The organism is Streptomyces rimosus subsp. rimosus (genome assembly GCF_000720725.1).
GTDB lineage: Bacteria > Actinomycetota > Actinomycetes > Streptomycetales > Streptomycetaceae > Streptomyces > Streptomyces rimosus_A.
Genome location: NZ_JOCQ01000032.1, coordinates 17286 through 42906, shown reverse-complemented (window position 1 = coordinate 42906; position 25621 = coordinate 17286). Strand labels below are relative to the sequence as shown.

Here is a 25621-nt window from a genome sequence, read left to right as displayed (position 1 = left end):
GGTAGGCGCGGTACATGCGATTGGCGCGGTACATGCGATACACGCAAAACCCACGGGAGAACCATGACCACGCACCCGCAGGACCAGCTTCCGGCCCCCGCCGGCCATGCGCCCCGCATCACCCCGGACGACCTCGTGACCCTGCTCGGCGACAATCTGCACGCCGAGGTGGTGCAGCACTTCGTGGCGCTGAGCGGCGCGACGCCCGAGTACGTGGAGCGGCAGGTCGTCGAATGCCTGCGGTACCTGTACCTCGTATCCCGGCACCGCGAGCAGCTGAGCGGCCTCTTCCTGCCCGTCGAGCAGGACATCGACGAGATCTGGCACTACCTCATCCTGCAGACGCGCGAATACCGGCAGTTCTGCGAGGAGCGGCTGCCGGGACGGTTCTTCATCGAGCACCGCAGCATCGGCTACGAGGACTACCAGCAGGAACCCGGCCGCGAGCAGGCGATCGAGGAGGCCCTGCGCTGGATACCGCTGTACGTCCGGGAGTTCGGCCCCTACGACGAGGGCGCGCTGCCGCACTGGACGATCGTGCGCTTCCTGCACGACCAGCTGAACATGTCGCTGCGGGACATCGCGGCACTCCAGCCCGCCGGCGCGCCCTGAGGGCGCTTCCGGGGCAGCCCGCCCCTCCCGATCACGAGGACACGGACCCATGAGCGCTCGGCCCGGCGAACCGGCCCCGCACGCCACACCACCCCATGGCCCGCACCCCGCTCCGCACGACGGCACGCCCGCGGGGGTGACCGAGCCCCCCGAGCAGCGGCGTGTGCTGGCCGTGCTCGCCCTCTCGCAGACGCTCAGCGGCGCGGGGCTGGCCGCGGGCATCACGGTGGGCGCGCTGCTCGCCGAGGAAATGCTCGGCTCCACCGGCCTGGCCGGTCTGCCTGCGGCCCTGTTCACGGGCGGTGCCGCGCTCGGCGCCGTGGGGATCGGCCGCGTCTGCCAGCGCTGGGGGCGGCGCCCGGGGCTCACCCTGGGGTACGCCACGGCCGGTTTCGGCAGCCTCGGCGTCGTCATCGCCGCCGCCGTCGCCAACGTGTGGCTGCTGTTCCTGTCCCTCCTCGTGTACGGGGCGGGTACGGCGACGACCCTGATGGCCCGGTACGCGGGCGCCGACCTGGCCTCTCCCGCGCGCCGGGGGCGCGCGGTGAGCCTCGTACTGTTCGCCACGACGCTCGGCGCCGTGGTCGGCCCGAACCTGGTCGGCGTCACGGGCGACCTCGCGCACGGCTGGGGCGTTCCGCGCCTGGCCGGACCGTTCCTGCTGGCGGTGGTCGCGTACGCGGCCGCGGCGGTGGTGCTGGGGGCGTTCCTGCGCCCGGACCCGCTGCGGCTGGCGCGGGCTCGTGCGGCGGAGGCTGAGGCGAAGGCAGGGGCTGAGGCAAAGGCAGGGGCTGAGGGGGAGCCGAGGGCGGCGGCCGCAGGCGCAGGTACGGGCACGGGTACGGGCACGGGCACTGGTACGGGCACGGGCACGGGCCGGGGCGGAAGCGAACGCGCCCCCGAGGAGGCCCTCACGGAGGCCACCGAGGATGCCTCCAAGGAAGCCGCCGAGAAGACCGCCAACTCTGCCGCCCCCACGAACATCCGCGGCATCATCTCCGGCGCCGCCGTCATGACCCTCACCCAGCTGGTCATGATCGCGATCATGACGATGACGCCCGTCCACATGCGGGCGCACGGCCACCCGACCGAGACCGCCGGGCTCGTCATAGCCCTGCACGTGGCGGCGATGTACCTGCCGTCACCGCTCACCGGCCTCCTCGTGGACCGGATCGGCCGGCAGCGGGTCGCGGCGGCCTCCGGCATCGTGCTGCTCGCCGCCGGCGCCCTGGCCGCGCTGGCACCGGCGCACTCCGTACCGGCGCTGGCCACCGCACTCGTACTGCTCGGCGTCGGCTGGAACTTCGGCCTGGTGAGCGGCACCGCCATCGTCACCGACGCCGTGCCGCTGGCCACCCGAGCCTCGACGCAGGGCCTGGTCGACGTGGGGATAGCCGTCGCGGGCGCCACGGGCGGCATGGCGTCGGGGCTGGTCGTGGCCACCGGCGGGTACTCGACGCTGGCGCTGGCCGGCGGGCTGGTGGCGCTCGGTCTCGTACCGGTGCTGGCGCTCACCAGGCGGTCGAAGGGCGAAGCCCGTACGGCATCCGCCGCCGCACCGAGCTCGCCCGCCGTTTCCGCGACCTCCGGGGAGCGGACATGAACGGCGTGACCGGCGACCGCGGTCGCTTCTCCTGGTTCCCGCGGCCGCACAGCCCGCCGGGGACGGTAGCGGGAGCGGGATATACGCCGCCCCGTCGTACCCCGGCCCCGGCCCCAGTCCCAGTCCCCGGCCCGGCCCCGGTCCTTACGGTGGCGCGCGCCGCAGCCCATACGCCGGTACGTACGCCGGTAGGCACACCCGTACACACGCCGGTACGCACGCCGGACCGCGACCCCGGCCGCACGCCTGCACGTACACCAACTGCCCCCCGGCACGGGGCCCGGGCGCGTATGCGCACCGCCCCCGCCAGGCGACCCCGCAGTGGCGCGCGTGCCGGCCGACGGGACGGAGGAGCCCCGGCGTACGGCTACGGCAACCAGCCGTCAAGCACCCGCCCCCTCAGCTCCCCCATCTCCCCCAGTCCCCTCAGTTCCCTCCGCCCCCTCCCCCTCCTCGGCGTCCTCGCCGTGGTCCTGACCCTGCTCTTCTCGGGTACGGCAGCGGCCAAGGGCGGCAAGACCCCGTTCCTCCCGGCCCCCGGCACCACACCGACCCTCGCTCACGCCCATGCCCACGGGCCCGACCACGCCCACGGCCCCGCCCACACTCCCGACCCGGCCCCTGACCCCACCCCGGCGGCTCCCCCGGGCGCGCACGGGACGCCGACCGAGCTGTCCCCGGCGACCAAGCCCCGCACCACGGGCATCCAGTACCGGCGCGACAACGAGCGCGACCCCGGGCGGGAGAAGGAGAAGGACCGCAACCACGCGCGCCGCTGCACGCGGACCGCGCAGGGCGCGCCGTGCCCGTACCGCCGCCCGACCCCGCCGTACCTCCGTACGGCCCGGCCCTACCCGGCCGGCCCCCTGTCGCCCGCGCGCCTCGGCGCCGCCGCCACGCTCACCACCTCAAGACCAGGTGTCTCCACCCGTCCAGCCCTGCACTGTCTGCACTGCGTCTTCCGCTGCTGAGGCGCACCGCTGGGGCTTCCTGCTCCGCACCAGTCGAACGGGTTCTGCCATGCCCTCAGTGGCGCCACGGAACATCCGCGGCACCGCGACACCTTCATGGCACCACTTAACCGACCAGCAGGAGACATTCCCTCGTGGAAACCTTCATCGAACACGCCCGCTCCTTCAACGCCCGCATCGCGGCCGTACACGAGGAGCGTGAGACCTACCGGCGGCTCGCCGACGGCCAGTCGCCGCTCGCCCTGTTCATCACCTGCTCCGACTCACGGATCATCCCGTCCCTGATCACCGGGGCCCTGCCGGGCGAGCTCTTCGAACTCCGTACGGCGGGCAACGCCGTACCTCCGCACCGTCCGGGCATGCCGGCCAGCGCGGAGGCCGCGACGATCGAGTACGCGATGCGGGTGCTGCGCGTCGCGGACATCGTGGTGTGCGGCCACTCGCACTGCGGGGCGGTCGGCGCCATGGCGCGCCGCGAGGACCTCGCCGGCGCCCCCGACGTACGCGCCTGGCTCACCGAGCAGGTCTCCGGCGAACTGCCCAGGGACGAGGCGCCGACAGTGGCGACCGCGGTCCAGCAGCACGTCACCGAACAGCTGGCGCGGCTGCGCGAGTACCCGTGTGTACGCGAGCGCGTCGACGCGGGCGAGGTGGCCCTGCACGGCTGGTACTACGAGGTCCACACCGGCCTCGTCTCCGCGCACCGGCCCACCACCGACACCTTCCTCCCCCTCTGACGGCGAAGGCGCTCCCCATGACACCGAAATCGACCTCGGGCGCGACCACGGGCCCCCGCCCCGCCGCCAACTCCTCCACCCCCACTCCCCAACCACCCTCTCCCCCCTCTCCAGTCTCTCCCTCTCCCGCCTCCCCCTCCCCTTCCCCCCGCTGGCCCTTCCTCCGCGCGGACTTCACGGCCTCCGTCGTCGTCTTCCTGGTGGCCCTGCCGCTGTGCGTCGGCGTGGCCGTCGCCTCCGGCGTCCCCGCCGAACTCGGCCTCATCACGGGCATCGTCGGCGGCCTGCTCACGGGCTTCCTGCCGGGCAGCAGCCTCCAGGTCAGTGGCCCGGCGGCCGGACTGACCGTCCTCGTGTACGAGGCGGTGCAGCAGTTCGGGCTCGGCACCCTGGGGGCGCTCGTCCTCGTGGCGGGCCTCCTCCAGGTCGCGATGGGCGCCCTGCGCCTCGGCAGCTGGTTCCGCGCGATCTCCGTGGCCGTCGTCCAGGGCATGCTCGCGGGCATCGGCCTCGTACTGATCGCCGGCCAGCTGTACGCCCTCACCGACGCCAAGGCGCCCGGCAGCGGCCTCGCCAACCTCGGCGGCCTGCCCCGCCTGGTCACCGGTACTGCCGGGTCGGGCGCGGCGCTGACCGCGTTCGCCGTCGGCGCGGGCACCATCGCCGTACTGGTGCTGTGGCCGCGCTGGAAGCCCGCGGCCCGCGTCCTGCCGGCCCCGCTCGCGGCCGTGGCCCTGGCCACGCTCGCCGTCTTCGCCCTCGACCTGCCCATAGCGCGAGTCGAGGTCACCGGGCTGCTCTCCTCCATCCAGCCGCCCGGAGGCTCGGACTTCGCCCAGCTCGCAGGGGTCGGCGCGATCGGCACCATCCTCGCCTTCGCGCTGATCGCGTCCGCCGAGTCGCTGTTCAGCGCGGCGGCCGTGGACCGGCTGCACGACGGCCCCCGTACGCAGTACGACAAGGAGCTGATGGCCCAGGGCGCGGGCAACACCGTCTGCGGCATCCTCGGCGCCCTGCCGATGACCGCGGTGATCGTACGCAGCTCCGCGAACGTCCAGGCCGGGGCCCGTACGAAGGCGTCCCGCGTGATGCACGGCGCCTGGCTGCTGATCTTCGCGGCGGCGTTCCCGGCGGCGCTGGGCATCATCCCCGTGGCCGCCCTGGCAGGCGTACTGGTCCACGCAGGCTGGAAACTCCTCCCGCTGCGGGACTTCAGGCCCCTCTGGCGTGAGCACCGCGGCGAGGCCGTGATCCTCGCGGCGACCGCCATCGCGATCGTCGTGACCAACATGTTCGAGGGTGTGCTGATCGGCCTCCTGCTGGCCATTGCCAAGACCGCCTGGGAGACCTCGCACGTCCACCTGGAGATCTCCGGCCTGGACGCCCCGTCCACCGACCCCATCCAGGTACGCGCCCTGGGCAACGCCACCTTCCTCCGCCTCCCCAAACTCCTCGACCAGCTGGAGTCCCTCCCCCACAACCGCCGCGTCACCCTCGACCTCACCGGCCTACGCCACCTCGACCACGCCTGCGCCACAGCCCTGACCAGCTGGGAAACCCAGCGCAGCAAGACCACGACCAACTCCCCGACTCCTGATAACCCGGCGCACGCGCCTTAAGCCGGCCGCCTGCTGATCAGGGGGCGGTCCGCCAGGTTCCGCCCGGCTCCGCTCCCTCCAGGGGCCCGAAGGCCCCAAAGCCTTCGGGCCCCGGCCCGTCCCCACCCCCGCCCCCACATCCGCTACCCTGTCCAAAGCTGCCCACCAGCAGCCCGTCCGCGCCCCACGGGGCGCCGGCCACGCCCCGCCTCCGTAGCTCAGGGGATAGAGCACCGCTCTCCTAAAGCGGGTGTCGCAGGTTCGAATCCTGCCGGGGGCACAGCGCGAAGGGTCGGCTCAGGAGGAAATTCCTCCCGTGCCGGCCCTTCTTTTCGTTTCAGGCATAGCGGGCAGGCTATGGGCTGGTCAGCAGCGACGCCAGCGCGCGGGCGGGGGCGGTCGGGGTGGTGGGGTGGATCAGTTCGGTTCGGTGGGTCAGGCGAGGGTGGGTTATCGGGACCGGGGTGGTGTTGGGGGCGGAGGACAGGGATAGCGGGAGTGCGGCCAGGCCGTGACCAGCCGCGATCAGGGTGGTGAGGGTGTGGAGGTCGCTTCCGTGGTGGTGGAGGCGGGGGCGGAAGCCATCGGTTTGGGTTATGGCGCGTAGGCGGCCCAAGGGGATGGCGGTGTCGGGGGCGTCGATCCAGTGGGCTTGGGACAGGTCGGCCAGGTTCAGAGAGTGGCGCATTGCCAGGGGGTGGTCGTGTGGGAACAGCACGGCCAGAGGCTCTTCGGCTATGGGGTAGGTGGTTGCCGGGCCTAGGTCGGGTACGGGAAGAGGGTCGCTGGGGGCGGCTGCGCCGTCGATGAGGCCGATATCGGATTTGCCGGTGAGTACGTCTTCGATAACTGCGTCACGGGCCATTGTGCGTAGCCGGAGATTCAGGGGGTGGGTTTTCGCTCGCAGGTCGGTCAGTGCCCTCGCCACTTTGGGGGTGAAGGATGCCGGCGCGCAGGCGAGCGTCAGTTGGGTGGGGTGGGGGTTGTGGAGGCGGGTGATGTCGGCGCGGGCGGCGTCGAGGCGTAGGAGCAGGGCGGGGGCGTGTTCCAGCAGGCGTTCGCCGGCCGGTGTGGGGGCTACGGGGCGGCGTTCCAGCAGGCGGGTACCGAGATCGGTTTCGAGGGCGGCGATGTGCTGGGAAACGGCGGACTGGGTGTAGCCGAGGGCCGAGGCGGCGGCGGAGAACGAGCGGTGGTCGAGGACGGCGACGAAGGTGCGCAGGAGGTGGGGGTCCATGGACAACAAGCATCATCGATCGGCATCAGTAGGCCTTATGGACGGTGCAGACATCATTGTTGGACGTGATTCGGGACGCGGATGGATGATCCTCGGCATGGCATATACCGCTCGTATCGCTTTGGTTGGGGATCGTTCCGCGGCTGTTCGGTCCCACGTCCGCATTCCTGGTCTGCTCGACGCGTTGCGGGTGCGGGAGGGGCTGGATCTGGATGCGTACTGGGTGCGCAGTGAGGATGCAGGGCAGGGGGTGGAGGGGTTCGACGCGGTTTGGGTGGTGCCGGGGAGTCCGTACCGTAGTGAGGCCGGGGTGGTGGCGGCGATACGGGCTGCACGCGAGGGAGGCATTCCCTTTCTGGGCACCTGTGGGGGCTTTCAGCACATGCTGCTGGAGTTCGCTCGGAATGTGTGCGGCTTGGACCGTGCCGGGCATGCCGAGAACGAGCCGGGTATCGCTGCCGAAGAAGCCGTGGTCGTGGCGATGGCCTGCTCGCTCGTCGGTCATGAGGGCCTCGTCGACATCGCTCCCGGATCGCGGGCGGCGGAGCTGATCGGTGCGGGCCGTACGCAAGCGAGATACCACTGCAACTACGGTCCCAATGCGCGGTACCTCGGCGTCTTGCGTGAGCATGGACTGGTCTTCAGCGGCACCGATGAGGCCGGGGATGTCCGTATCGCCGAACTGCGCGATCACCCCTTCTTCTTGGCCACCCTCTTTCAGCCCGAACTGGACGGTGAGGGCAGCGGACGAGACGGCGACGGGCGAGGTGGCGACGGCGGACGGGCGCATCCGCTGATCGCGGGGCTGGCCAGGGCGGCCGTCGCGCATGCCGCGGACCGTCGCGATTGACCGCGCCGTCCCCCGCACTTCGCGCCCGTACCGATGGGCGCCGTCAACCGTGCTTCGACGTGGTCAGTTGGGTGATCCGTTCCGCGAAGCCGACCGGTGGCAGGGGCAGGTCCAGGTCGGGGTTGTCGGTGAATTGGATGGCCTTGGAGACGTAGCCGAGTACGGCGGCGGCTGTGGTGCGGGTCGGCGGCGGGGCGAAGCCCCGGGCCACTTCGAGGCTTACGGCCCAGGAGATGACCAGGTCGTACGCGTCGGCCGAGGGACGGGTGCGGGCGGGGCGGTCCGGGTCGGCGTGGGCGTGCCACCAGTGGGCCTCGCCGACTTCGGCGAGGGAGAGGTGGTGGAGGTAGAGGCAGTAGGCGGAGGAGGTGTCGCCGGCGCCGGCGGCGTACTGCCACCAGAAGCGGGCGGAGTCCTCGCGCCCGGCCAGTTGCAGGACGCAGGCCAGTACGCGCGCGCCGTCGGGTTCGAGGAGACGTCCGCCGCCGATGAAGGCGGACATCTGGTGGAGGGCTTCGGGCTCGGCGACGACGAGGGCGCAGAGGCGCTGGAGATCCTGCGCGGCGTCGTGCATCCGGCGTTGTTCGGCGGGTTCGCCGCGTTCGCCGGTGGTGCGGTCGCGGCCCAGGGCGGCTTCCACGCGGGCCTGTATGGCGGCGTCGAAGGACAGGGCGCCGTGCAGGACACGGTCGGCCACCCGGGCGCTCAACCGGGCCTCGGCAGCGGCCACCTCGCGTTCTGTGTAAGGGGGCGTGTCGAGGCGGGCCTTGGCCAGGAGGCGGTCGAGATCAGTCGGCGAGGCGGGCATCGTCTTCCCCTTCCTCCAGGCCGAAAGCCTGGCGCAGACGGCGGAGTGCGTGGCGGATGGTCGAGCGGACGCCGGCCTCGGTGATCCCCATGAGGCGCGCCGTTTCCTTGGTGGCGTATCCGAGGGCGTACCGCAGCAGCATGACGTCCCGCTGGCGCTCGGGCAGCGCGGCGAGTGTCTGGTAGAGGGTGAGGGATTCCTCCAACTCGCTGATGGGGTCGAGGGCGTGGCGCAGGGAGTGGGTCTCGAACGCGGCGACGTCGACGACGACCGGGCGGCGGCCGCGGGCCCTGGCGTGGTCGATGGTGCGGTGCTTCACCACGCGCCAGGCGTACGCCTCGGGGACCGCCTGTCGCAGAACGGTCGGCCAGGCGAGCATGAGCTGCTCGAAGGCCAGGTCCACGGCTTCCTCGGCGTCCGCGCGGGACTTCAGGTAGAGCTCGGCGTACCGGATGTATCCGGCGCGGTAGAGCTGGTGGAAGGCGCGGAAGTCGGCGGGCAGGCCGATGCTGGGGAGGGTGTGGGTGCCGGGGGTGCCGGTGGCGCCGGGGGTGCCGGCCGTTCCCGGCGCGCCGGGCGGGCGGAAAGGATACTTCTGGGGGCCGGTGGCGGATTGGGGTGTACGGGTGGGGGCCGCGTGCGGCCCCCGGACCGGTCCGGGCCGCGGGTCGTGGTCGGCGCTCGGCTCGCGTTCGGACATCAGCGCTCGCCCTCCCGGAGGTCGTGATCGCGCTGGGGGTCGTAGGAGGAAGCGCCGGAGGGGTCGTCGTACGGCGAGTTGTACGGGGAGACGGGCGGGGAGACATCCGGGGATACGTACGGGGAGACGTACGGAGAGGCGTAGTCGCGCGGCCGGCGGGCGGGGGCATCGGCACGGCTGCGGGTTCGGGTACGGAGGCGTTCGCGGGTGGCGGCACCGGTACGGGTTCCCGCGCCGGCGCGCGTGAGTTCGGCTACGCCCGCCAGCACCTGGGCGGCGGCGAGGCGGCGCAGCAGCATTCGTATGTCGGCGCTGAACACCCGGGCCGCGATGGCGGCCACGGTCCAGTCACGTACGAGATCAAGGTTCACGGAGCCCTCGGTCCCTCCGGTCGGGGGTGGACGGTGCCTGCTCGTCCCGGCACCGGAGAGCCAGTACGAGCTCTCTGCCCGCAATAGCGTTCAGGAGTGCTCAAGCGTGCAAGGAAAGAAGGCAAAATCTTACGGAGTGCTACCAGCCAGTTACTCTTGTTCGAGGGTCGGGCGGAATGGGCGAACGGGCGGAGCGCGCGAACGGGCGAACGGGCGAACGGGACGCGGCCCGGGAGTCAGGACGAGCGGGTGCGGCCCCGGCGGGGGCGCTGGGAACGCGGGGCTGAACAGCGCGGGCACCAGTAACCGTCGCCCTGGTAGTACGTCCAGCCCATGTCGGCGATGTGCGGGGCGGCCGTCTTGGCACTGTGCAAGAGGTGACCGAAGAGGTCCTTCTCGATGTCCGGCGGCGGATCGGCGACGACCAGGTCGAGAACGGCGCGGGAATCGCAGCCCATGCGGTCGCACAGCAGGAAGAAACGCACGGGGCCCGGCGACTCGCCGGCAGTCGTGAGACTCATGCGCTCACTTTGGTGGATGACGGGGGCGGGGGCGGGCGGTTCGCCATAACCCGCCCCCGGCGTACGCCAGTTGAACCGCGGGGTGGCCGTACGGCGCCGACTTGATCAGCGGGCGCTCGGGCGCCACCAGGTCGTGGTCGGCGACCAGACGGGGATGCCGGCGGGCGCACCCAGGGCCGCGGCGTCGAAGCGGCGGCCGTGGTGGGCGGGGTCGGCGGCGACGGTGACGAAGCCGACGGTACGGGTGGACGGGGACGGCCCGCCGGTGACCGTACGGACCGTCGCGTACGCACTGGCCCCCGGCGCGAGCCGGTACGGGGCGCTCTCGGAGGGCGGGTCGGGCTGCGCGGCGCCGTCCAGGTCACCGAAGGTCACGGTGGGGATGCGGTCGATGACGCAGGTGGTGGTGCGGTTGGTGGCGCTGATGCGCAGGGTGTCGGGGTGCTGAGGGGTGAGGGTGGATGCGGTGATCTTCAGGGCGGATTCGGGGCAGGGGCGGGGTGGGGAGGTGGTGGAGGGGATGGAGGGAGTGGAGGGGGTGGTGGCTGAGGCGGTGGTGGTGGGGGTGGTGAAGGTCATGAGTGTTGCGGCGGCGGTGGTGAGGAGGAGGGTGGCGGGGCGGTGGAAGCGCATGTGGGTCTCCGGGAGTGAAGAAGGCCGATGGGCGCTACTGGGTGCGTCAGGGTGTGGGACGGGTTGCTGGAACGTGTCGGGGTGCTGAGCGGGCCCCGCAGGCTGTATGGGCCGTACAGCCTGCGTTGGGTCGCGGGCGTTGACGGCGTTGACGGCGTTGTACGGCGTTGTACGGCGTTGTTCGGTGTTCCTCGTCGTCGTGTGAGACGGCTGGGTGGTGGATTTCGTTGTACGAGGACGCCAAGGCCCTGCGGCGCCGCAGCGGCCGTGCGAGCTGCGCGGGAGTAGCAGAGGCGGCCGGTCCCGCGCCGAGTTATCCACAGGCTTGAGCGCGGGTGGCGGGATAGCTCGTACGCTGCTGGCATGAGCGAGGTGGAGATGGCTCCCGGGGCCGGGGAAACGGTGGACGACGCCAGTGGCGCAGTGGGCGTGCTGCGGCGGGTATTCGGTTACGACGCGTTCCGCGGGGAACAGCAAACGATCATTGAGCACGTCATAACGGGTGGCGACGCGGTCGTACTGATGCCGACCGGCGGCGGGAAATCCCTCTGCTACCAGATTCCGGCGCTGGTGCGGCCCGGGGTCGGGATCGTGATCTCGCCGCTGATCGCGCTCATGCAGGACCAGGTCGACGCGCTGCGGGCGCTGGGGGTCCGGGCCGGGTTCCTCAATTCCACGCAGGACTTCGAAGAGCGGCGGCTGGTGGAGGCCGAGTTCCTTTCCGGGGAGCTGGACCTGCTGTATCTGGCGCCGGAGCGGCTGCGCGTGGAGCAGACGCTGAACCTGCTGGACCGGGGCAAGATCTCCCTGTTCGCGATCGACGAGGCGCACTGCGTCGCGCAGTGGGGCCACGACTTCCGGCCGGACTACCTGGCCCTGTCGATGCTGCGCGAGCGGTGGCCCGAGGTGCCGCGGATGGCGCTGACGGCGACGGCCACGGAGGCCACCCACCGGGAGATCACCACACGGCTGGGCATGGAGGGCGCCCGGCATTTCGTGGCCAGTTTCGACCGGCCGAACATTCAGTACCGTATCGCCGGCAAGAGCGACCCGAAGAAGCAGCTGCTGGAATTGCTGCGTACCGAGCACGCCGGTGACGCCGGAATCGTGTACTGCCTCTCGCGCGCTTCGGTGGAGAAGACCGCCGAATTCCTGGCGCAGAACGGGATCACGGCGCTTCCGTATCACGCCGGGCTGGAAGCGCGGACGCGCGCGGAACACCAGGCGCGTTTTCTGCGGGAGGACGGGGTGGTTGTCGTCGCCACCATCGCGTTCGGGATGGGCATCGACAAGCCGGACGTACGGTTCGTGGCCCACCTCGACCTGCCGAAATCGGTGGAGGGCTATTACCAGGAAACGGGCCGCGCGGGGCGGGACGGCCAGCCGTCAACGGCGTGGCTGGCGTACGGGCTCCAGGACGTCGTCCAGCAGCGCAAGATGATCGACGGATCGGACGGCGACGACGCCCACCGCAGGCGGCTGACGGCGCACCTCGACGCGATGCTGGCACTGTGCGAGACGGTGGAGTGCCGGCGGGTGCGGCTGCTCGCCTACTTCGGGCAGGAGAGCGGCCCGTGCGGGAACTGCGACACGTGCCTGACGCCGCCGCAGACCTGGGACGGCACGGTCCCCGCGCAGAAGCTGCTCTCCACGGTGGTGCGGTTGCAGCGGGAGCGGAAGCAGAAGTTCGGCGCCGGACAGATCATCGACATCCTGCTGGGGAAGAAGACCGCGAAGGTCATCCAGTTCGATCACGACGCGCTGAGCGTCTTCGGGATCGGGAGCGATCTGCGCGAGGCCGAATGGCGGGGCGTGGTGCGGCAGTTGCTGGCGCAGCGGCTGCTCGCGGTGGAGGGCGACTACGGCACGCTGGTGCTCACCGAGGAGAGCGGTGAGGTGCTGCGGGGGCGGCGTGAGGTGCCGATGCGGCGCGAGCCCGAGAAGACGGCCAAGGCCGCCAAGGCCGCGAAGGCGGCCAAGGGGCGGCGCGCGGCGCCGGTGGACCTGCCGGAGGAGGCCGTTCCGGTCTTCGAGGAGCTGCGGGCCTGGCGGGCGCGTACGGCCAAGGAGCAGGGCGTACCGGCGTACGTGATCTTCCACGACGCCACGCTGCGCGAGATCGCCACGGCCCACCCGGCGAGCCTGGCCGCACTCGGCTCGGTGAGCGGCGTGGGCGAGAACAAGCTCGCGAAGTACGGCGAGCAGATCCTGGACGTGCTGGCGGGGCAGGGGGCGTCGACTGCGGGCGCGTCGGCTGCGGGCGCGTCAGCTGCGGGCGCGTCAGCCGCGGATGGGGCGACCGCAGGTGCGCCTGCCTCGGGTGCGCCTGCCTCGGGTGGACCGGCTGGGGGCGCGCCCGCGGGAGGTCCTACCGCGGGCGCGCCGACCACCGAAGGCCCGGGCGCCGGGTTCAGCGATGAGCTGGGCTGGGATGAACCGGACTGGGGGGAGCCGCCGTACGAGGAGGAGTGAAACGGGGCCGTACGGAGCGGGTCGGGCCTGTACGCAGTGGCCGGGCCTGCATGCGGTGGTCACGCCTGCACGGAGCGGTCGGCCCGCACGGAGTGACCGGGCCCGCACGGAGCGGTCGAGCCCGTACGCAGGGCCGGGCCCGTACGGAGCGGTCCGGACCGTTCTCCCGCCGCGGGAGGGCGGCTCAGGCCCGCATCCCTCCGTCCACCCGGAGCACCGTCCCGGTGACGTAGGAGGAGCGGTCGCTGAGGAGCCAGGCCGCGGCCTGGGCGATCTCTTCCGGGTCGGCGGGGCGGCCAAGCGGGGTCTGCGCGTTGAGCTGCTCGATGGTGCCGGGGGACTTCTCGTCCCACTCGCGCAGCATCTCGGTGAGCGTGGTGCCGGGCGCGATGGCGTTGACGCGGATGTCCTCCGGGCCGTACGTGACGGCCGCCGACGCGGTGAGGCTGTTGAGCGCCCGCTTCGCGGCGCCGTACGCGGGCAGCTCGGGGTTGCCCATCAGACTGCCGACGCTGGAGGTGTTGACGATGGCTCCGCGCCGCGCGGTGGCGCGGATGGCGGTGATCTCGGCGGTCATGGCCAGCCATGGGCCTTTGAGGTTGACGGCGCAGACGTGGTCGAAGTCGGCCTCCGACAGCTGGTCCATCGGGCCGGGCGGCTGGCCCGTGGCGCCGTTGTTGAAGGCCACGTCGAGCCTGCCGTACAGCTCGACACACCGGTCGACGGCCGCCTGGACGCTCGCCGGGTCGGCCAGGTCGCACACCACATGGTCCGCGGTGCCGCCGGCCGCCCGGATCTCCTCCGTCACCGCCTTGAGCTGGTGCTCGGTACGTGCCGCGAGGAGCACCCGGGCACCCTCCCGGGCGAACAGCCGCGCCGAGGCGGCGCCGATGCCCCGCCCGGCACCGGTGACGAAGGCGACCTTGCCGACGAGCAGCCCCGAGACGGGCGTGGCCGTACCGGACCCAGAGGCAGCAGGCACAGAGTCAGCAGACACGGTAGGTATGTCGTTCATGCCGATGAGCCTGCGCGCGCCCGCCCCGCTCATCCAGGAACCAGCAGTACCTGGATGGGTGGCGCGCCCCCGCGCACACTGGCGAGATGGATCAGCGAGTACGACAAGAGCTGGGCGACTTCCTGCGCAGCAGGCGCGAACGCATCAGGCCCGCCGATGTGGGACTGCCCACCGGGACGCGCCGCCGCACGCCGGGGCTGCGGCGTGAGGAGGTGGCGCAGCTGGCGTACATCTCGACCGAGTACTACGCGCGGCTGGAGCAGGCCCGCGCTCCGCACCCCTCCCGCGAGGTGCTGGCCCAGCTCGCCCGCGCGCTGCGCCTCTCGGAAGCCGAGCGCGACCATCTCCACCACCTCGCCGGCACCCCGCCCGGCCCCCCTCCCGGTCCTTCGCGCGAGGTGCGGCAGAGCATCGTCGATCTGCTGAAGCGGCTGCCGGACGCGGCGGCAATCGTGCTGTCGGCGACGTACGAGGTCATCGCCTGGAACGACCTGGCCGCCGCGCTGATGGAGGACTTCTCAGCACTGCCGCGCCGGGACCGCAACCTCCTGCGGCGAGCCTTCCTCGGTCCGCGCGAGGACGGTCGGCGGCTGTACGGCGTATCGGACGCGGACGAGTTCGCCCGGTCCACGGCCCGGCACCTGCGCGCGGCCGCGGCCCGCTACCCCAACGATCCGGAGGTGACCGGCCTGGTCGACGAACTCCTCGCCGGGAGCGAGGAGTTCGCCCGCCTCTGGGCCGCCCATGACGTGGCCGCCCGGCCCACCCTCTGCAAGACCTTCGCGCATCCGCTCGTCGGCCCGGTCAGCGTCACCTGCGACGTCCTGGACATCGCCGACCGCGACCAGAAGGTCGCCATCTACACCGCCGCGCCCGGCTCACCGTCGGAGGAGGCGTTGCGGCTGCTGTCGGTGATCGGGACGCAGCGCATGGACGTACCGGCTGATCCGAGGACCTGACCGTACCGGCTGGTCCGAGGACCTGAACCCGCCGGCTGATCCGAGAACCTGAACGGCACCGACTGGTCCGAGAACCTGAACCCCCCGGCTACTCATGGAACCTGAACCCCAGGCGCTCCCGCAGTGCCTGCGCCTGCTCGGGCGTGACCAGGACCATGATGTTGTCGTAACCGCGGTACGGTTCGCGCTCGAAGTCGAGCTCGCGCCAGGTGCGGGGGTCGTCCTCGTGGGCGGTCACGGCGATGACCTCGCAGGCCGCGGCCGGGTCGTAGTAGTCCTCCGCGTAGTGATCGGCGACGATGGACATGGGTATGCCGTTCCGTTCGAACATCAGGGTGTCCATCCGGCCGCCTTCGAGGTCCCCCTCGCCCTCGACGAGCCGCACGCCGGTGATGGTGACCCGGCCGCCCGCGGCTTCGACGGCGGACTCCATCAGGTCCGTGTAGTCGTCGTAGATCGAGTCGATGTCGTCGGCGTGGACGGAGACCGCCACACCGAACTCTTCCAGGGCGCCCGCCGCCTCGTACTGGTCGATCTCCTCGTCCGCGTAGTCGGCGGCCTCCGCGAGGACGCTGCGCAACTTCTCCTCGGTCACCATGCCGATCTCGTGCAGGATCGCCCCGACACGGGTGTAGGTGTACGTATTCGATGAAACGTTCGACATGAAGGTGATCCTGCCAGAGAGGTCCGCCGAGGGCATTCGGTTCCGGCGGCCCTCCTCCCCACGTCAACTCTTCGACGAATATGCCTCGTTCGGGTGCATCGCTGCTCGGAGCACGCCCACCATTCCGTGAATCCCGGCGGGGCGGCGGGGTATGGGGCGAGAGTTGGCACGAGGCCGGACGGCGGCAGACGGCGACATGGGGGACGGATGAGCATTCAGGTCAGGCTGGACGATGCCGGGAGCGACCGGGAGCTGCGGTCGCTGTGCGACTGGCTGGCGGACGACCCCGCGGTCGCCCGCAGCGCGCGGGTCTCGTTGCGGGCGCGCGAGGCGGAGCCCGGGAGGATGGGGCTGGGGTTCGAGGCGGTGCAGCTGATCGTGGACAGCGCGTTCCAGCTCAGCAGCCTCGCGATCGCCATCGACGGCTGGCGCAGGGCTTACGCGGCGCGCCCCAGGATTACGGTCGAACGCGACGGCGTACGGGTCAGTTTCGCCACGTCGGACACGGACGGCGCGCGGAGCATCCTGCGCGCCCTGGAGGAGTTGGAGCGGCCCCGGGAGCCGAGCGGGCACCGGAACCCGGGCGGGGACCGGAACCCGGACGGGGACCGAAACCCGGACGGGGACCGGAACCCGGACAGGGACCGGAACCCGGACGCCCGGAACAGGGGCTGACATGACGGACTTCGGTTCCGCCCCCGGGCCGGTGTTCAACCCCGCCGAGTCGGCCTGTGTGATCGTCGGCGTCGATTCGTACACCAGCCTGCCGCAGCTGCCCGCCGTGCGGAACAACCTCAAGGCGCTCCGGGCCGCGCTGACCGACCGGACCATCGGCGGCATGCCGAAGCGCAACTGCCGGGTGGTGCTCAACCCGCGGACGATCACCGCCGCGTTGCGCCCGGTCGAGCAGGCGGTCCACACCGCGAAGGACACGCTGATCGTGTACTACGCCGGGCACGGCTTCCTCGACTCCAAACAGGAGGGGCTGTACCTCACGCTGCCCGGCACGGAGGCCGGGAAGCTGCACAGCGGCATCCCGTACGCCTGGCTGCGCAGCGTGCTGGGCACCCGTACGCCGCCCAGGCTCCGCATCGTCATCCTCGACTGCTGCTACAGCGGCAGCGTGATCAAGGGAATGTCCGCCGGGACGATGGCCGGCGGTGCCATGTCCACCGCCGCGGCCACCCAACTGGCGTCCAGCCGGCTCGGCGAGGCCCTGTTCGAGGGCATGGACAGCATGGAGGGCGTCTCGTACCTGCTCACCTCGACGCCGTGGAACGTCGAGGCGCTGGCCCCCGAGGGCGAGGAGTACACGGCGTTCACCGGGGAGTTCCTGCGGGTGCTGTGGGACGGCGTTCCGGGGCCGCAAGGGGGCAGCCGGGCTACGGATGCAGCGCCCTCAGGGCCTGGTGAGCCTCCGGACGCGAACGGGGTGGACACCCACCTCACCCTGGAAGCCATCTACCGCGAGGTCCGCCGCGCGCTACGGGCGAAGAACCGGCCGCTTCCCCAGCAGCAGAGCCAGAACAGCATCGAGAAGCTGCCGTTCGTACGGAACCGGGCGGCGCGACCCGTACCCCAGGTGCCGCAGGGCGGCCGGACCGCGGCCGGAGGACCGGACAGCCCGGGCGGTTCCGCGACGGACCGGGAACGGGAGCTGGAGCAACAGCGCGAGCAGGAGCGGGAGGAGGAGGCGAGGAAGCGCCGGGTTCGGCGCCGGGGGCTGGTCGCCTCCCTCTGCGTGGCGGCCGTCGCCGTACCGTCCTTCGTGTGGTGGCGGTCCGGGGACGACGAGCCGTCCTCCGGCGACTGTTCCGACGATGTGGCGCTGATCGGCCACAGCGACGCGCTCGACGGTGTCGAGTACGAGGCCGCCGTACCGGTCGACGGGCTGTCCGGCCTGGCGATGTCCGGCCCCTCCCGCGCCTGGGCGCTGGCCGACAACCCGCCCGGCCGGATCTTCGACCTGGACCTCGGCACTACGGGGGCCGCCCCGCCCGCCGCCCGCGCCGTGGACATGCGCACCCTCCACCCCACCGGTGGCGGCCGTTTCGACGGCGAGGGACTGGTCCTGGAGCAGGGCGGGCGCACCGTACTGGTCGCCTCGGAGGCGGGCCCGTCCATCCGCAGGTTCCGGGTGTCGGACGGCGCGGAGCTGGGCCGTATCGAGCTGCCGCGCAACCTCGTCGAGTGGTCGGGGCCGGAGAATCTGGAGGCACTGGGCGCGTCCTCGGACGGGCGGTATCTGTACGCGGGCCTGGAGGCGCCGCTCTTCCGCGACGGCAAGGCGCGCGGCCGCGGCCTGCTGCGCATCCAGCGCTTCAAGGGGACGCCCGGCGGCACGTACGTACCGGACAAGCAGTACGCCTATCAGTCGGCGGCCGGTCTGCGCGTGTCGGAGCTGGTGGTGCTGGGCGGCGACCGGCTGCTGGTCCTGGAGACCAACCACGCCGAGGGCCAGGGGAACGCGGTACGGATCTTCGGCGCCGATCTGAGCCGTGCGAAGGACGTGTCCCGGGTCGAGTCGCTGCAGTCCGAGCCGGTCGACGCGTTCGCGAAGAAGTGGGAGGCCGTCGATCTCGTGACGTGTCCGAGGGGCGGTTCGGCGGCTGCGCAGCCACAGTTGAACCCGCTGCTGGAGAACGCCGAAGGGATGGCGCTCGGCACCGCGCCGCTGTCCTCGGGCCCGTACAAGGGGCGGCTGCCGCTGTTCCTCGTCTCGGACAACAACAACAGCCCGCATCAGATCACCCGGGTGTACGCCCTGGCTGTCCGGGTGGGTCGGCCGGCCGCGGAGTAGGCGACGCGGCGGGTGGGCCGTCCGGCGGCGGGGTGAGGCGGAGCACGGCCCGCGCGCCGCCGTCCGGGGCGTTGGTGAAGCTCAGCCCGATCCCCATGACGGCCGCCTGCCCGACCGCGATGGTCAGGCCGAGGCCGTGCCCCTTGCCGCGGCCGGGCGCGTCGGTACGGAAGCGCTGCGGACCGCGGTTCAGCAGCGCTTGCGGGAAGCCCGGGCCGTGGTCGCGTACTTCCACGACGGGGACCGGTTCGGGGCCGCCCCCGTGCGCGCCCTGGCTGCCGTCTCCGCCGTACGCCGCCTGCGTCCCGTACGCGGCCTGTGACCCGTACGCCGCGTGCGTCCCGTACGTGCCTCCGCCCTCCCCCGCCGCGGAAGACCCCCCGTCCGGCACGTCCACCGTCACCACCACCGGCGGCTCCCCGTGCCGGTGCGCGTTCAGGACGAGGTTGCACAGGATGCGGTCCAGGCGGCGGCGGTCCGTCCGGACGACCGCTTCGCGCACGATCCGTACCTCGGTGTCGAGGCCCAGGCCCCGCACCGAACTGCGGACCAGCGCGCCCAGCTCGTAAGAGGCCAGGTCGGCGCGTTCGGCGCCGGAGTCGAGCCGGGAGATCTCCAGCAGGTCCTCGGTGAGCCGGTGCAGCGCCCGCAGCCGGTCGTTGATCATCTCCTTGGGGCGGCCCTCGGGCAGCAGCTCGGCCGAGGCAAGGATGCCGGTCAGCGGGGTACGCAGCTCGTGGGCGACGTCGGCGGTGAAGCGCTGTTCGGCCTGGAGGCGGCCCTGGAGCGAACCGGCCACCGAGTCCAGTGCCGCGGCCACCGCCGCCACCTCGTCCTGCGGCGCGGGGCGGCGCCGCCCCCGGTCCTCGGCGCCGACCCGCGCGTCCAGGTCCCCGGCCGTGATGCGGCGGGCGACGGCGGCCGTGGTGCCCAGCCGTCGGCTGATGCGGTGGGCGAGGAACAGGCCGGCGAGGGCGACGGCGGTGGCGGCGAGGACGGCCGAGCCGAAGATGGCCGTGTCCAGGTTCTCCAGGGAGCGGCGGGTGTTCTCGTACGGGGACCAGACCGCCATCACCTGGTCGCCGGCCGGCGCCGCCGCCCACATGACGCGCTTCCCCCGGTAGGTGCCGACCATGCTGCCGCGCCGGTCGTGATGCACCGACGTGCGGAGTTCCGGCGGCAGTTCGGCGGGGTCCAGTACGGAGTTCAGGCCCTCGCGAGAAGTGCCGTACTCGTACAGTTCCAGCGCCTCGTCCAGGTCGGTCAGTGTCTCCTTGTGCACCTGGCCGACGGTCTGGCGGGCCACTGCGTTGTGGACGAGCACACCCAGGACGGCGGCCACGGCGCAGCACACCGCCGTGACGGTCAGCGCGATCTTCCAGCGGAGGGAGAGCGCCGGGCGGGTCACAGCCGGTCTCCGGCGGAGGGGGGTGGTGGGGGACTTGCCGACGAGCCGGGCGACGTTGTGGGCAGCGGGTTCTGCGGGTGCCGGTACTCGTCCAGGGTGAGGTCCCACAGGCCCATCCGGCTGCCGTCCCAGACGTAGTCGGTGACGCTGACGTAGCGCGGGTCCTTGGTGGGCTCGCGTACGGAGAGGTGCCCGGCGGCCAGGTCGACGCCGGCGAGCACGGCGCGCAGGGCGAGGACGCGGGTCACCACCTCCTTCCGGACGCTGTAGACGCGCAGTTCGCTGGTGCGTCCGTCCAGGTCGACGGCGCTGATCAGGTCGGGCCGTCCGTCGTCCGTGAGGTCGTGGTACACCGGTGCGCGGACGGCTTTCGCGGCGGGCGGCCGCTCCCCGTCAGCCGTATGGTCCGCGCGGACGACGGCCGCCGGGTCGGTGTCCTTCATGTCACCGGACGGGACCCGCGCGACGCCCGGCACGGCGCGCTGGTCGCCGGGGTCCGCCTCGCGAAAGCGCGGCGAGGGCGTCCTGTCGGCCCACAAGGCGAGCGGCGCCTTCACACTCCGCGCCCGCCCGTCGTCGTGCAGGCCCGTGAAGTCCGCGCAGCCCGCCGTCAGGGCGAGCGGCAGCGGCACCACGAGGGGCACCACGAGCGGGACCACCGCCGAGAGCATCCGGCGCCGCACGGCCCACCACCACCTTCCCGCCACGGGGCTCCCGCAGCCGTAGGTACGGACACGGTCGTACGTAACGAGACAAAGTTACCCATAGTGGGGGCGCGACGACGGCTGGTCACCCCCGTGCCGTGACACCACTGCCCGCAGAGCGGGCCCAGGCTGTTACACAACCTACGGATCGCCGTGAAACACGCCTCGTAGATTGATCTCTGCCAGCACGACGCAGCACGAGCCGCAACACGATGCAGCAGCACGACGCAGCAGCAGATCCACGCACGACGAACCCAGCAGACCTACGGCGGCCGGAAACCGCCACGACGAGGAGTAGTCCCATGCGGGCAAAGCGCCGCTCCGTGATCCGTACCGCCGCCGTCGCGACCGGTGTCGCAGCCGTTCTGGCCCTCCCGGCGAGCGGCGCGTTCGCCGCCGACACCGCCACCGACGCCTCCCGCACCTCCGACACCACCGTTTCGCACGCGATGGGCCGCAAGTCCGCCGTACTGCCGGAGGACGGCATCGTCGGAGTCGCCGAGCGGATCGGCCAGCTCCCGACGGGCGGGCTCGTGGGCGCGGCCGGCGTGCTGGGCGCGGCGGGCGTGGGCCTCACGGTGCACCGTCGGCGGCAGGCGCAGCAGGGCTGAGCACCACCAGGCCCGCAGGCCTGATCGCCCACCACTCACTCCAGCCCCACCACTCACTCCAGCCCCGCCAGGCGCTGCACCTCCCCGTAACCGGGCACCCCGGCAAGGCCGGCCCCCAGGTCGTCCGCCCGTACGGACTCGGCCAGCCCCACCGCCGCGTGCAGCGCCGAACGGAACAGCAGGGAGCCGGTGCTGACGCGCCGTACTCCCAGCTCCGCCAAGCGGGCGAGGCGGTGGCGGCCCGGCGCGTACAGGATGTTCAGCGGCGCCGGGATGGCCGCGACGAGTGTGGCGATGGCCCGCTCGTCGGCGACCCCCGGTACGAAGATCCCGTCCGCCCCGGCCGACAGATACGTTTCGGCGCGTCGCAGCGTCTCGTCCAGCGGCCGTTCGGCGGGGTCCGCCACGAGCCAGTGCGTATCGATGCGGGCGTTGACGTAGAGGCCCGGCGCACTCTCCTTGACGGCTCGGATCAACTCGGCCTGCTCCTGGGCCGGGACCAGCGGGCCGTCCCCCGCGCGCCCCGGCAGCCCGTCCTCCAGGTTGACGCCGGAGGCGCCCGCCCCGGCCAACTCCCGCGCCAGTTGCCCCACTTCCTCCGGCCCACCGCCGAAGCCGCCCTCGATGTCCACCGTGTACGGGCAGGCCAGGCGGCTGCCCAGCCGCCGAGCGAGGGCGAGCGTGGCGTCCCGTACGAGAGCCGATCCCTGCCCGTCGGGTTCGCCGAGGGCGGCGGCGACACCCAGGCTCGTGGTGCCGACCGCGGCGAAGCCCGCGGCCGCGAGGGCGACGGCCGAGGCGGCGTCCCAGGCGTTGGGGAGCAGGAGCGGCGCGTCGCGGTGGTGGAGGGCGTGGAAGGTACGGGTTCGATCCGTGCGGTCGGCACCTGTTGGCCTGCTGGTTTCAGCACTCACGCGCACGTCACCTCCAGCCTCACCGGCACCCGCAGGTTCGCGGACGGTTCGGACGGCTCGTACGGCCCATACTCGGACGGTTCGGACGGTTCGGACGGTTCGGACGGCTCATACGGCTCATACGCGGAATCCGGCCCGACGAGTCGACAGCCGCATACGAGCAGCGCGTCCAGCACTCCGGCCGCGAGGGCCCGGGCGTGGGCGCGCCCGGGGCAGGCGTGCGGTCCGGCGCCGAAGGCGAGCGATCCGTCGTCCGTGACGAGGCTGATCCGTACCGGGTCACCGCCGTCCACGCGGGCGCGGAAGGTGCCCCGTACGGGTGGGTCGACGCTCAGCGTCCGGTCGAGCCGGCCGGTGACGACGGAATCGGCAACGGGCCCGGCCTGTCGCTCCGGCGCGTCCTCCGCCAGCATCCGGTACGCCGCGTTGCCGATCAGCCCCGCCGTCGCGTCGTACGCCTGCACCAGCAGCCCGATCCGGGCCGCCGTGGCCTCGTCCCACGCACCGCCGCAGGCCGTCACGAGCCGGGCGAGGGCGCGGTCGGCGGCCGGGACGGTCTCGCCGTGCGCGTGGTAGGCGCGGGCGACGTGCCCGACCAGCCCGGCCGTCTCCGCCGTGACCGGCAGCCCGAGAAATCCGGCGAGCACCTCGGCGGGTACGACGCGCGCCACCCGCGCCATCACGTCCACCGTGCCCGGCTCCGTCCCCGACCCCGGTTTCATCCCGTCCAGCAGCGCTTCCGTCCGTACGCGTGCGGCGTCGCGCAGTGTGTCCGCCGCGTCCTGTCCGCCGAGCGGGCCGACCGCGAGGGCCCGCCGCCGCGTGTGTGCCTCCCCGCTGCTGAAGCGGGCGACCCGGGCCCGCAGCCAGGCCATCCCGCCCTCCGGTACGTCCTGGGGCACCGGCGGCACCACCCATCCCGGGTCGGTGAGCGCGTCCGGGCCCACATCCGCTCGTGTCTCGTCCGAGGTTTCCAAGGTCCGCATGACTGGACCGTAGGACCGTTTCGTTTCGGGGTCGGCCGAAACGTGGCCGCGCACAATGGACTACATGACCACACGGGCACCGTCATCGGTTTCAGCACCGGCTCCGGATCACAGCTCCGAGCTGGCGCGCCTCGCGGGCCTGCTCGCGGACCGCACCCGGGCCGCCTTCTGCCTGGCCCTGCTGGACGGGCGGGCCTGGACGGCGGGCGAGCTGGCGGCGTACGCGCGAGTCGCGCCGTCCAGCGCGAGCGAGCACCTGACGCGGCTGACCGAGGGCGGGCTGCTGGTGCAGCGGCGCCAGGGCCGCCACCGTTACGTACAGCTCGCGAGCCCCCGCGTCGCCGAACTGCTCGAAGTACTCACCGCGCACCTCGAACCGCCCGCCGCCCCGCCGCGCGGGCTGCGCGCCGTCAACGCCTCGGCCGCGCTGGCCCGCGGGCGCACGTGCTACGACCACCTGGCCGGACGCCTGGGCGTGGCCCTCACCGACGCCATGACCGAGCGCGGCCTGCTCGACCAGGACGGCGGCTTCGCACTCACCGGTACGGGCCGTACGTGGTTCGCCGACGCCCTCGGCACCGACGCCGCCGCCCTACGCGCGGGCCGCCGCCCGACGGCCCGCGGCTGCCTGGACTGGACCGAACGACGGCAGCACCTGGCGGGCGTGGCGGGCGCCCGGCTGTGCGCGGAACTGCTGGAGCGGGCATGGGTACGGCGCGTCGGCAGCGGCCGTGCGGTACGGCTGACGACGACGGGCGCGGGGGCTCTGCGCGACCTGCTGGGGCTGGAGGCGGAGGCGCTCCTGTAAGGGCCCTGCAAGAGGCCGTCAATGGTCCCGTAAGGGCGCCTCGCAGTACCCCGGTTAGCAATACCCCGGCCGCGCATACAACGTAACCCTTGCCCCCGTGAGCTCCCGCGTCGCGCAGACCTGGAAAGCGGCGCGCAGAGTCATCCGCTTGGCTATTTCCTGGTCGGTCTTGTCGAGCGGCTGCCCCTTCGCGTCGCCGACCGCGACGATACGGCGGGCCTGCATCATGTGCGCGTGGATGCGGTCGCCGGACAGCTCCGTGCCGTACAGGGTGTGCGAGGCGACCGGGCTGCGGTCGAGCGCCAGGTCCCGCAGGCGGAGGAACTCGTGCGGCTCGGCAGCCGCCCACACCCGCCGCCGGGCGGGCAGGAACAGCAGCCCGTCGCCCGGTGACGACAGCTCCTCGACCGCGCGGGTCACCGCGATCGCGTCGTCCGTACGGCTCTGCGGGCTGCGCAGGAAGACGTTGACGGGGACGAGCAGCGCCGGCACCACGGCCAGCGCCACCGACCGGTACAGCAGTCGGCGCCGGGTCTGGCCGCGATGGCCGACGGGCCGCAACACCCAGTCGAGCGCGGCGCCCGCCAGGAGGGCGAAGCCGGCCACGTAGTACAGGACGTAACGGTCCACGTACATCGGCTTGAGCTGGGAGAGCAGCACCAGCAGCGCCGTGGGCAGCACCAGCAGCGGCAGTGCGACCGGCCGCAGCCGCAGCCGCCGGACGCCCGCCCGGCCGACCGGGGCGCGGGAGCAGAGCAGGCCACCCAGCACCAGGGCGATGAACGTGCCCAGCTGGACGGGGTTGGGCCACTGGAGCCAGCTGAGCTGTTCCGACTGCCCCATGCTGAACAGCGCCAGCGGGACGAGCGCGACGACCACCGCGCCCGCCACCACACACCAGGCCCGCCGGACGGCACGCGGCAGGCCGGACAGGACGACGGCGGCGCCGTGCGCGGGCAGGGCCAGTACGGCGAACTCGTGCATCAGGCAGGCCGCCAGCGACAGCGCCCCGTAGCCCGCCCACAGGCGCCTGCCCGGACGGGCCGCGACCCGCGCCAGTACGTACGTGGACCACACCACCAGCGCGCAGACCAACGCGTAGGAGCGGCCCTCCTGCGCGTACTGCTGCACCATCGGCAGCAGGACGAAGACCAGCCCCGCGAAGAGCCCCGCCCGCCGGCCCGCCAGTTGCCGGCCGAGCAGCGTGACACCGGCGGCGGCGGCCGCCATCGCGACCACGGACGGCAGTCGCAGAGCCACCACTCCCCCGTCGAAGACGAGGAACCAGCCGCGCATGAGGACGTAATAGAGGCCGTGCACCGCGTCCACGGTCTGGAGCGTCGGCCACAGCTCCGCCAGCGTGCGGTGCGCCATGTCGTACGTGACCGCCTCGTCACGCCACATGCTGCCCTGGCGGCGAATCCCCCACAGCCCCGTAACCAGCATCAGAGCCGCCGGAAACAGCGCGACGGCCCCCCGCGACGCCCAGGCACCCCGGGCGCGCGCGAAGGACGCGTACGCGGTCTGCGCTACATCGATGACGGACTCCGCTTCACCGGGCCGGGCGTGACTGTCCGGACACGCTTAGACCGTACGACAGCCGCCGCCCACCGGCAGGCGGGGGCCTGCCGGTGGGCGG

25 protein-coding genes and 1 tRNA gene are annotated in these 25621 nt (G+C 72.5%); 13 read left to right on the top strand and 13 right to left on the bottom strand.

What is annotated here, in order from left to right; all coding sequences use genetic code 11:
- Positions 1–63: 63 nt before the first annotated feature.
- The 6 genes from IH45_RS0118280 (at position 64) to IH45_RS0118255 (ending at position 5801) form a co-directional block, all read left to right on the top strand.
- The gene (locus IH45_RS0118280; protein ID WP_050514960.1) at positions 64–612 is read left to right on the top strand and encodes a glycine-rich domain-containing protein; all 549 of its coding nucleotides are present in this window, start codon (positions 64–66) and stop codon (positions 610–612) included.
- Between the two features lie 49 nt (positions 613–661).
- The gene (locus tag IH45_RS0118275) at positions 662–2215 is read left to right on the top strand and encodes an MFS transporter (RefSeq protein ID WP_030668923.1); all 1554 of its coding nucleotides are present in this window, start codon (positions 662–664) and stop codon (positions 2213–2215) included.
- A gap of 467 nt (positions 2216–2682) precedes the next feature.
- On the top strand, positions 2683–3186 hold the full coding sequence (locus IH45_RS0118270; protein WP_030668920.1) for a hypothetical protein: 504 nt from the start codon (positions 2683–2685) through the stop codon (positions 3184–3186).
- Positions 3187–3320: 134 nt separating this feature from the next.
- A complete protein-coding gene (locus IH45_RS0118265) occupies positions 3321–3923 on the top strand; it encodes a carbonic anhydrase (RefSeq protein ID WP_030668917.1) in 603 nt (200 codons plus the stop codon).
- 17 nt (positions 3924–3940) lie between these two features.
- The gene (locus tag IH45_RS0118260; RefSeq protein WP_078897641.1) at positions 3941–5542 is read left to right on the top strand and encodes a SulP family inorganic anion transporter; all 1602 of its coding nucleotides are present in this window, start codon (positions 3941–3943) and stop codon (positions 5540–5542) included.
- A gap of 186 nt (positions 5543–5728) precedes the next feature.
- Positions 5729–5801, top strand: a tRNA-Arg gene (locus IH45_RS0118255).
- A gap of 75 nt (positions 5802–5876) precedes the next feature.
- Here IH45_RS0118255 and IH45_RS0118250 read toward each other — a convergent pair.
- A complete protein-coding gene (locus IH45_RS0118250; RefSeq protein WP_030668912.1) occupies positions 5877–6758 on the bottom strand; it encodes a LysR family transcriptional regulator in 882 nt (293 codons plus the stop codon).
- Positions 6759–6855: 97 nt separating this feature from the next.
- On the opposite strand from IH45_RS0118250, the gene IH45_RS0118245 reads away from it, so the two are divergent.
- Complete coding sequence (locus tag IH45_RS0118245; protein WP_030668909.1) at positions 6856–7608, top strand: CTP synthase C-terminal region-related (seleno)protein; 753 nt, start codon at positions 6856–6858, stop codon at positions 7606–7608.
- A gap of 43 nt (positions 7609–7651) precedes the next feature.
- Here IH45_RS0118245 and IH45_RS0118240 read toward each other — a convergent pair whose 3' ends face one another.
- The 5 genes from IH45_RS0118240 to IH45_RS0118220 form a co-directional block, all read right to left on the bottom strand.
- A complete protein-coding gene (locus IH45_RS0118240; protein WP_030668907.1) occupies positions 7652–8416 on the bottom strand; it encodes a hypothetical protein in 765 nt (254 codons plus the stop codon).
- Positions 8397–9116: an RNA polymerase sigma factor gene (locus tag IH45_RS0118235; RefSeq protein ID WP_078897640.1), complete on the bottom strand. Its 720-nt coding sequence runs from the start codon at positions 9114–9116 to the stop codon at positions 8397–8399. Before IH45_RS0118235 ends, IH45_RS0118240 begins: the two co-directional genes overlap by 20 nt.
- Positions 9116–9487 carry a hypothetical protein gene (locus IH45_RS0118230; RefSeq protein ID WP_030668903.1) on the bottom strand — a complete coding sequence of 124 codons (372 nt, stop codon included), beginning with the start codon at positions 9485–9487 and terminating at the stop codon, positions 9116–9118. The genes IH45_RS0118235 and IH45_RS0118230 overlap by 1 nt, the downstream gene beginning before the upstream one ends.
- Before the next feature lie 236 nt (positions 9488–9723).
- Complete coding sequence (locus IH45_RS0118225; protein ID WP_030668901.1) at positions 9724–10008, bottom strand: hypothetical protein; 285 nt, start codon at positions 10006–10008, stop codon at positions 9724–9726.
- A gap of 105 nt (positions 10009–10113) precedes the next feature.
- Positions 10114–10641, bottom strand: a complete 528-nt coding sequence (locus tag IH45_RS0118220) for a DUF4232 domain-containing protein (protein ID WP_030668899.1) — start codon at positions 10639–10641, stop codon at positions 10114–10116.
- A 363-nt stretch (positions 10642–11004) separates the two neighbouring features.
- Here IH45_RS0118220 and recQ point away from each other — a divergent pair, with 363 nt between their 5' ends.
- Positions 11005–13113: a DNA helicase RecQ gene (recQ, locus tag IH45_RS0118215; RefSeq protein WP_078897639.1), complete on the top strand. Its 2109-nt coding sequence runs from the start codon at positions 11005–11007 to the stop codon at positions 13111–13113.
- A 184-nt stretch (positions 13114–13297) separates the two neighbouring features.
- Here the strand turns inward: recQ and IH45_RS0118210 are convergent, their stop codons facing one another.
- On the bottom strand, positions 13298–14128 hold the full coding sequence (locus tag IH45_RS0118210; RefSeq protein WP_394298682.1) for an SDR family NAD(P)-dependent oxidoreductase: 831 nt from the start codon (positions 14126–14128) through the stop codon (positions 13298–13300).
- A gap of 86 nt (positions 14129–14214) precedes the next feature.
- Between IH45_RS0118210 and IH45_RS0118205 the strand changes: the two genes are divergently transcribed.
- Positions 14215–15087 carry a helix-turn-helix transcriptional regulator gene (locus IH45_RS0118205; RefSeq protein WP_030668892.1) on the top strand — a complete coding sequence of 291 codons (873 nt, stop codon included), beginning with the start codon at positions 14215–14217 and terminating at the stop codon, positions 15085–15087.
- 88 nt (positions 15088–15175) lie between these two features.
- Here IH45_RS0118205 and IH45_RS0118200 read toward each other — a convergent pair whose 3' ends face one another.
- A complete protein-coding gene (locus tag IH45_RS0118200; RefSeq protein WP_030668889.1) occupies positions 15176–15751 on the bottom strand; it encodes a hypothetical protein in 576 nt (191 codons plus the stop codon).
- Between the two features lie 207 nt (positions 15752–15958).
- Here IH45_RS0118200 and IH45_RS1000000149345 point away from each other — a divergent pair, with 207 nt between their 5' ends.
- A complete protein-coding gene (locus IH45_RS1000000149345) occupies positions 15959–16426 on the top strand; it encodes an effector-associated constant component EACC1 (protein WP_050514958.1) in 468 nt (155 codons plus the stop codon).
- 1 nt (position 16427) lies between these two features.
- Complete coding sequence (locus tag IH45_RS1000000146600) at positions 16428–18551, top strand: esterase-like activity of phytase family protein (RefSeq protein WP_050514957.1); 2124 nt, start codon at positions 16428–16430, stop codon at positions 18549–18551.
- Here IH45_RS1000000146600 and IH45_RS01000000143760 read toward each other — a convergent pair.
- Both IH45_RS01000000143760 and IH45_RS0118180 read right to left on the bottom strand, forming a co-directional pair.
- Complete coding sequence (locus tag IH45_RS01000000143760) at positions 18499–19959, bottom strand: sensor histidine kinase (RefSeq protein ID WP_032917752.1); 1461 nt, start codon at positions 19957–19959, stop codon at positions 18499–18501. The two genes, IH45_RS1000000146600 and IH45_RS01000000143760, sit on opposite strands and share 53 nt — an antisense overlap.
- Positions 19956–20642 carry a hypothetical protein gene (locus IH45_RS0118180; protein ID WP_030668876.1) on the bottom strand — a complete coding sequence of 229 codons (687 nt, stop codon included), beginning with the start codon at positions 20640–20642 and terminating at the stop codon, positions 19956–19958. Before IH45_RS0118180 ends, IH45_RS01000000143760 begins: the two co-directional genes overlap by 4 nt.
- A gap of 323 nt (positions 20643–20965) precedes the next feature.
- Between IH45_RS0118180 and IH45_RS0118175 the strand changes: the two genes are divergently transcribed.
- Positions 20966–21274 (top strand): hypothetical protein, encoded by a 309-nt coding sequence (locus IH45_RS0118175; protein WP_030668872.1) that lies wholly within the window; start codon positions 20966–20968, stop codon positions 21272–21274.
- Between the two features lie 53 nt (positions 21275–21327).
- Here the strand turns inward: IH45_RS0118175 and IH45_RS0118170 are convergent, their stop codons facing one another.
- Together IH45_RS0118170 and IH45_RS0118165 are read right to left on the bottom strand one after the other, a co-directional pair.
- Positions 21328–22188 carry an isocitrate lyase/PEP mutase family protein gene (locus IH45_RS0118170; RefSeq protein ID WP_050514969.1) on the bottom strand — a complete coding sequence of 287 codons (861 nt, stop codon included), beginning with the start codon at positions 22186–22188 and terminating at the stop codon, positions 21328–21330.
- The gene (locus IH45_RS0118165) at positions 22185–23174 is read right to left on the bottom strand and encodes a cytochrome P450 family protein (RefSeq protein ID WP_199810684.1); all 990 of its coding nucleotides are present in this window, start codon (positions 23172–23174) and stop codon (positions 22185–22187) included. The genes IH45_RS0118170 and IH45_RS0118165 overlap by 4 nt, the downstream gene beginning before the upstream one ends.
- A 64-nt stretch (positions 23175–23238) precedes the next feature.
- Between IH45_RS0118165 and IH45_RS0118160 the strand changes: the two genes are divergently transcribed.
- Complete coding sequence (locus IH45_RS0118160) at positions 23239–23982, top strand: ArsR/SmtB family transcription factor (protein WP_050514968.1); 744 nt, start codon at positions 23239–23241, stop codon at positions 23980–23982.
- Positions 23983–24036: 54 nt separating this feature from the next.
- On the opposite strand, the gene IH45_RS0118155 is transcribed toward IH45_RS0118160, so the two are convergent.
- Entirely contained in the window at positions 24037–25428 is a 1392-nt protein-coding gene (locus IH45_RS0118155; protein ID WP_032917750.1) for a glycosyltransferase family 39 protein, read from the bottom strand.
- Positions 25429–25621 lie beyond the last annotated feature (193 nt).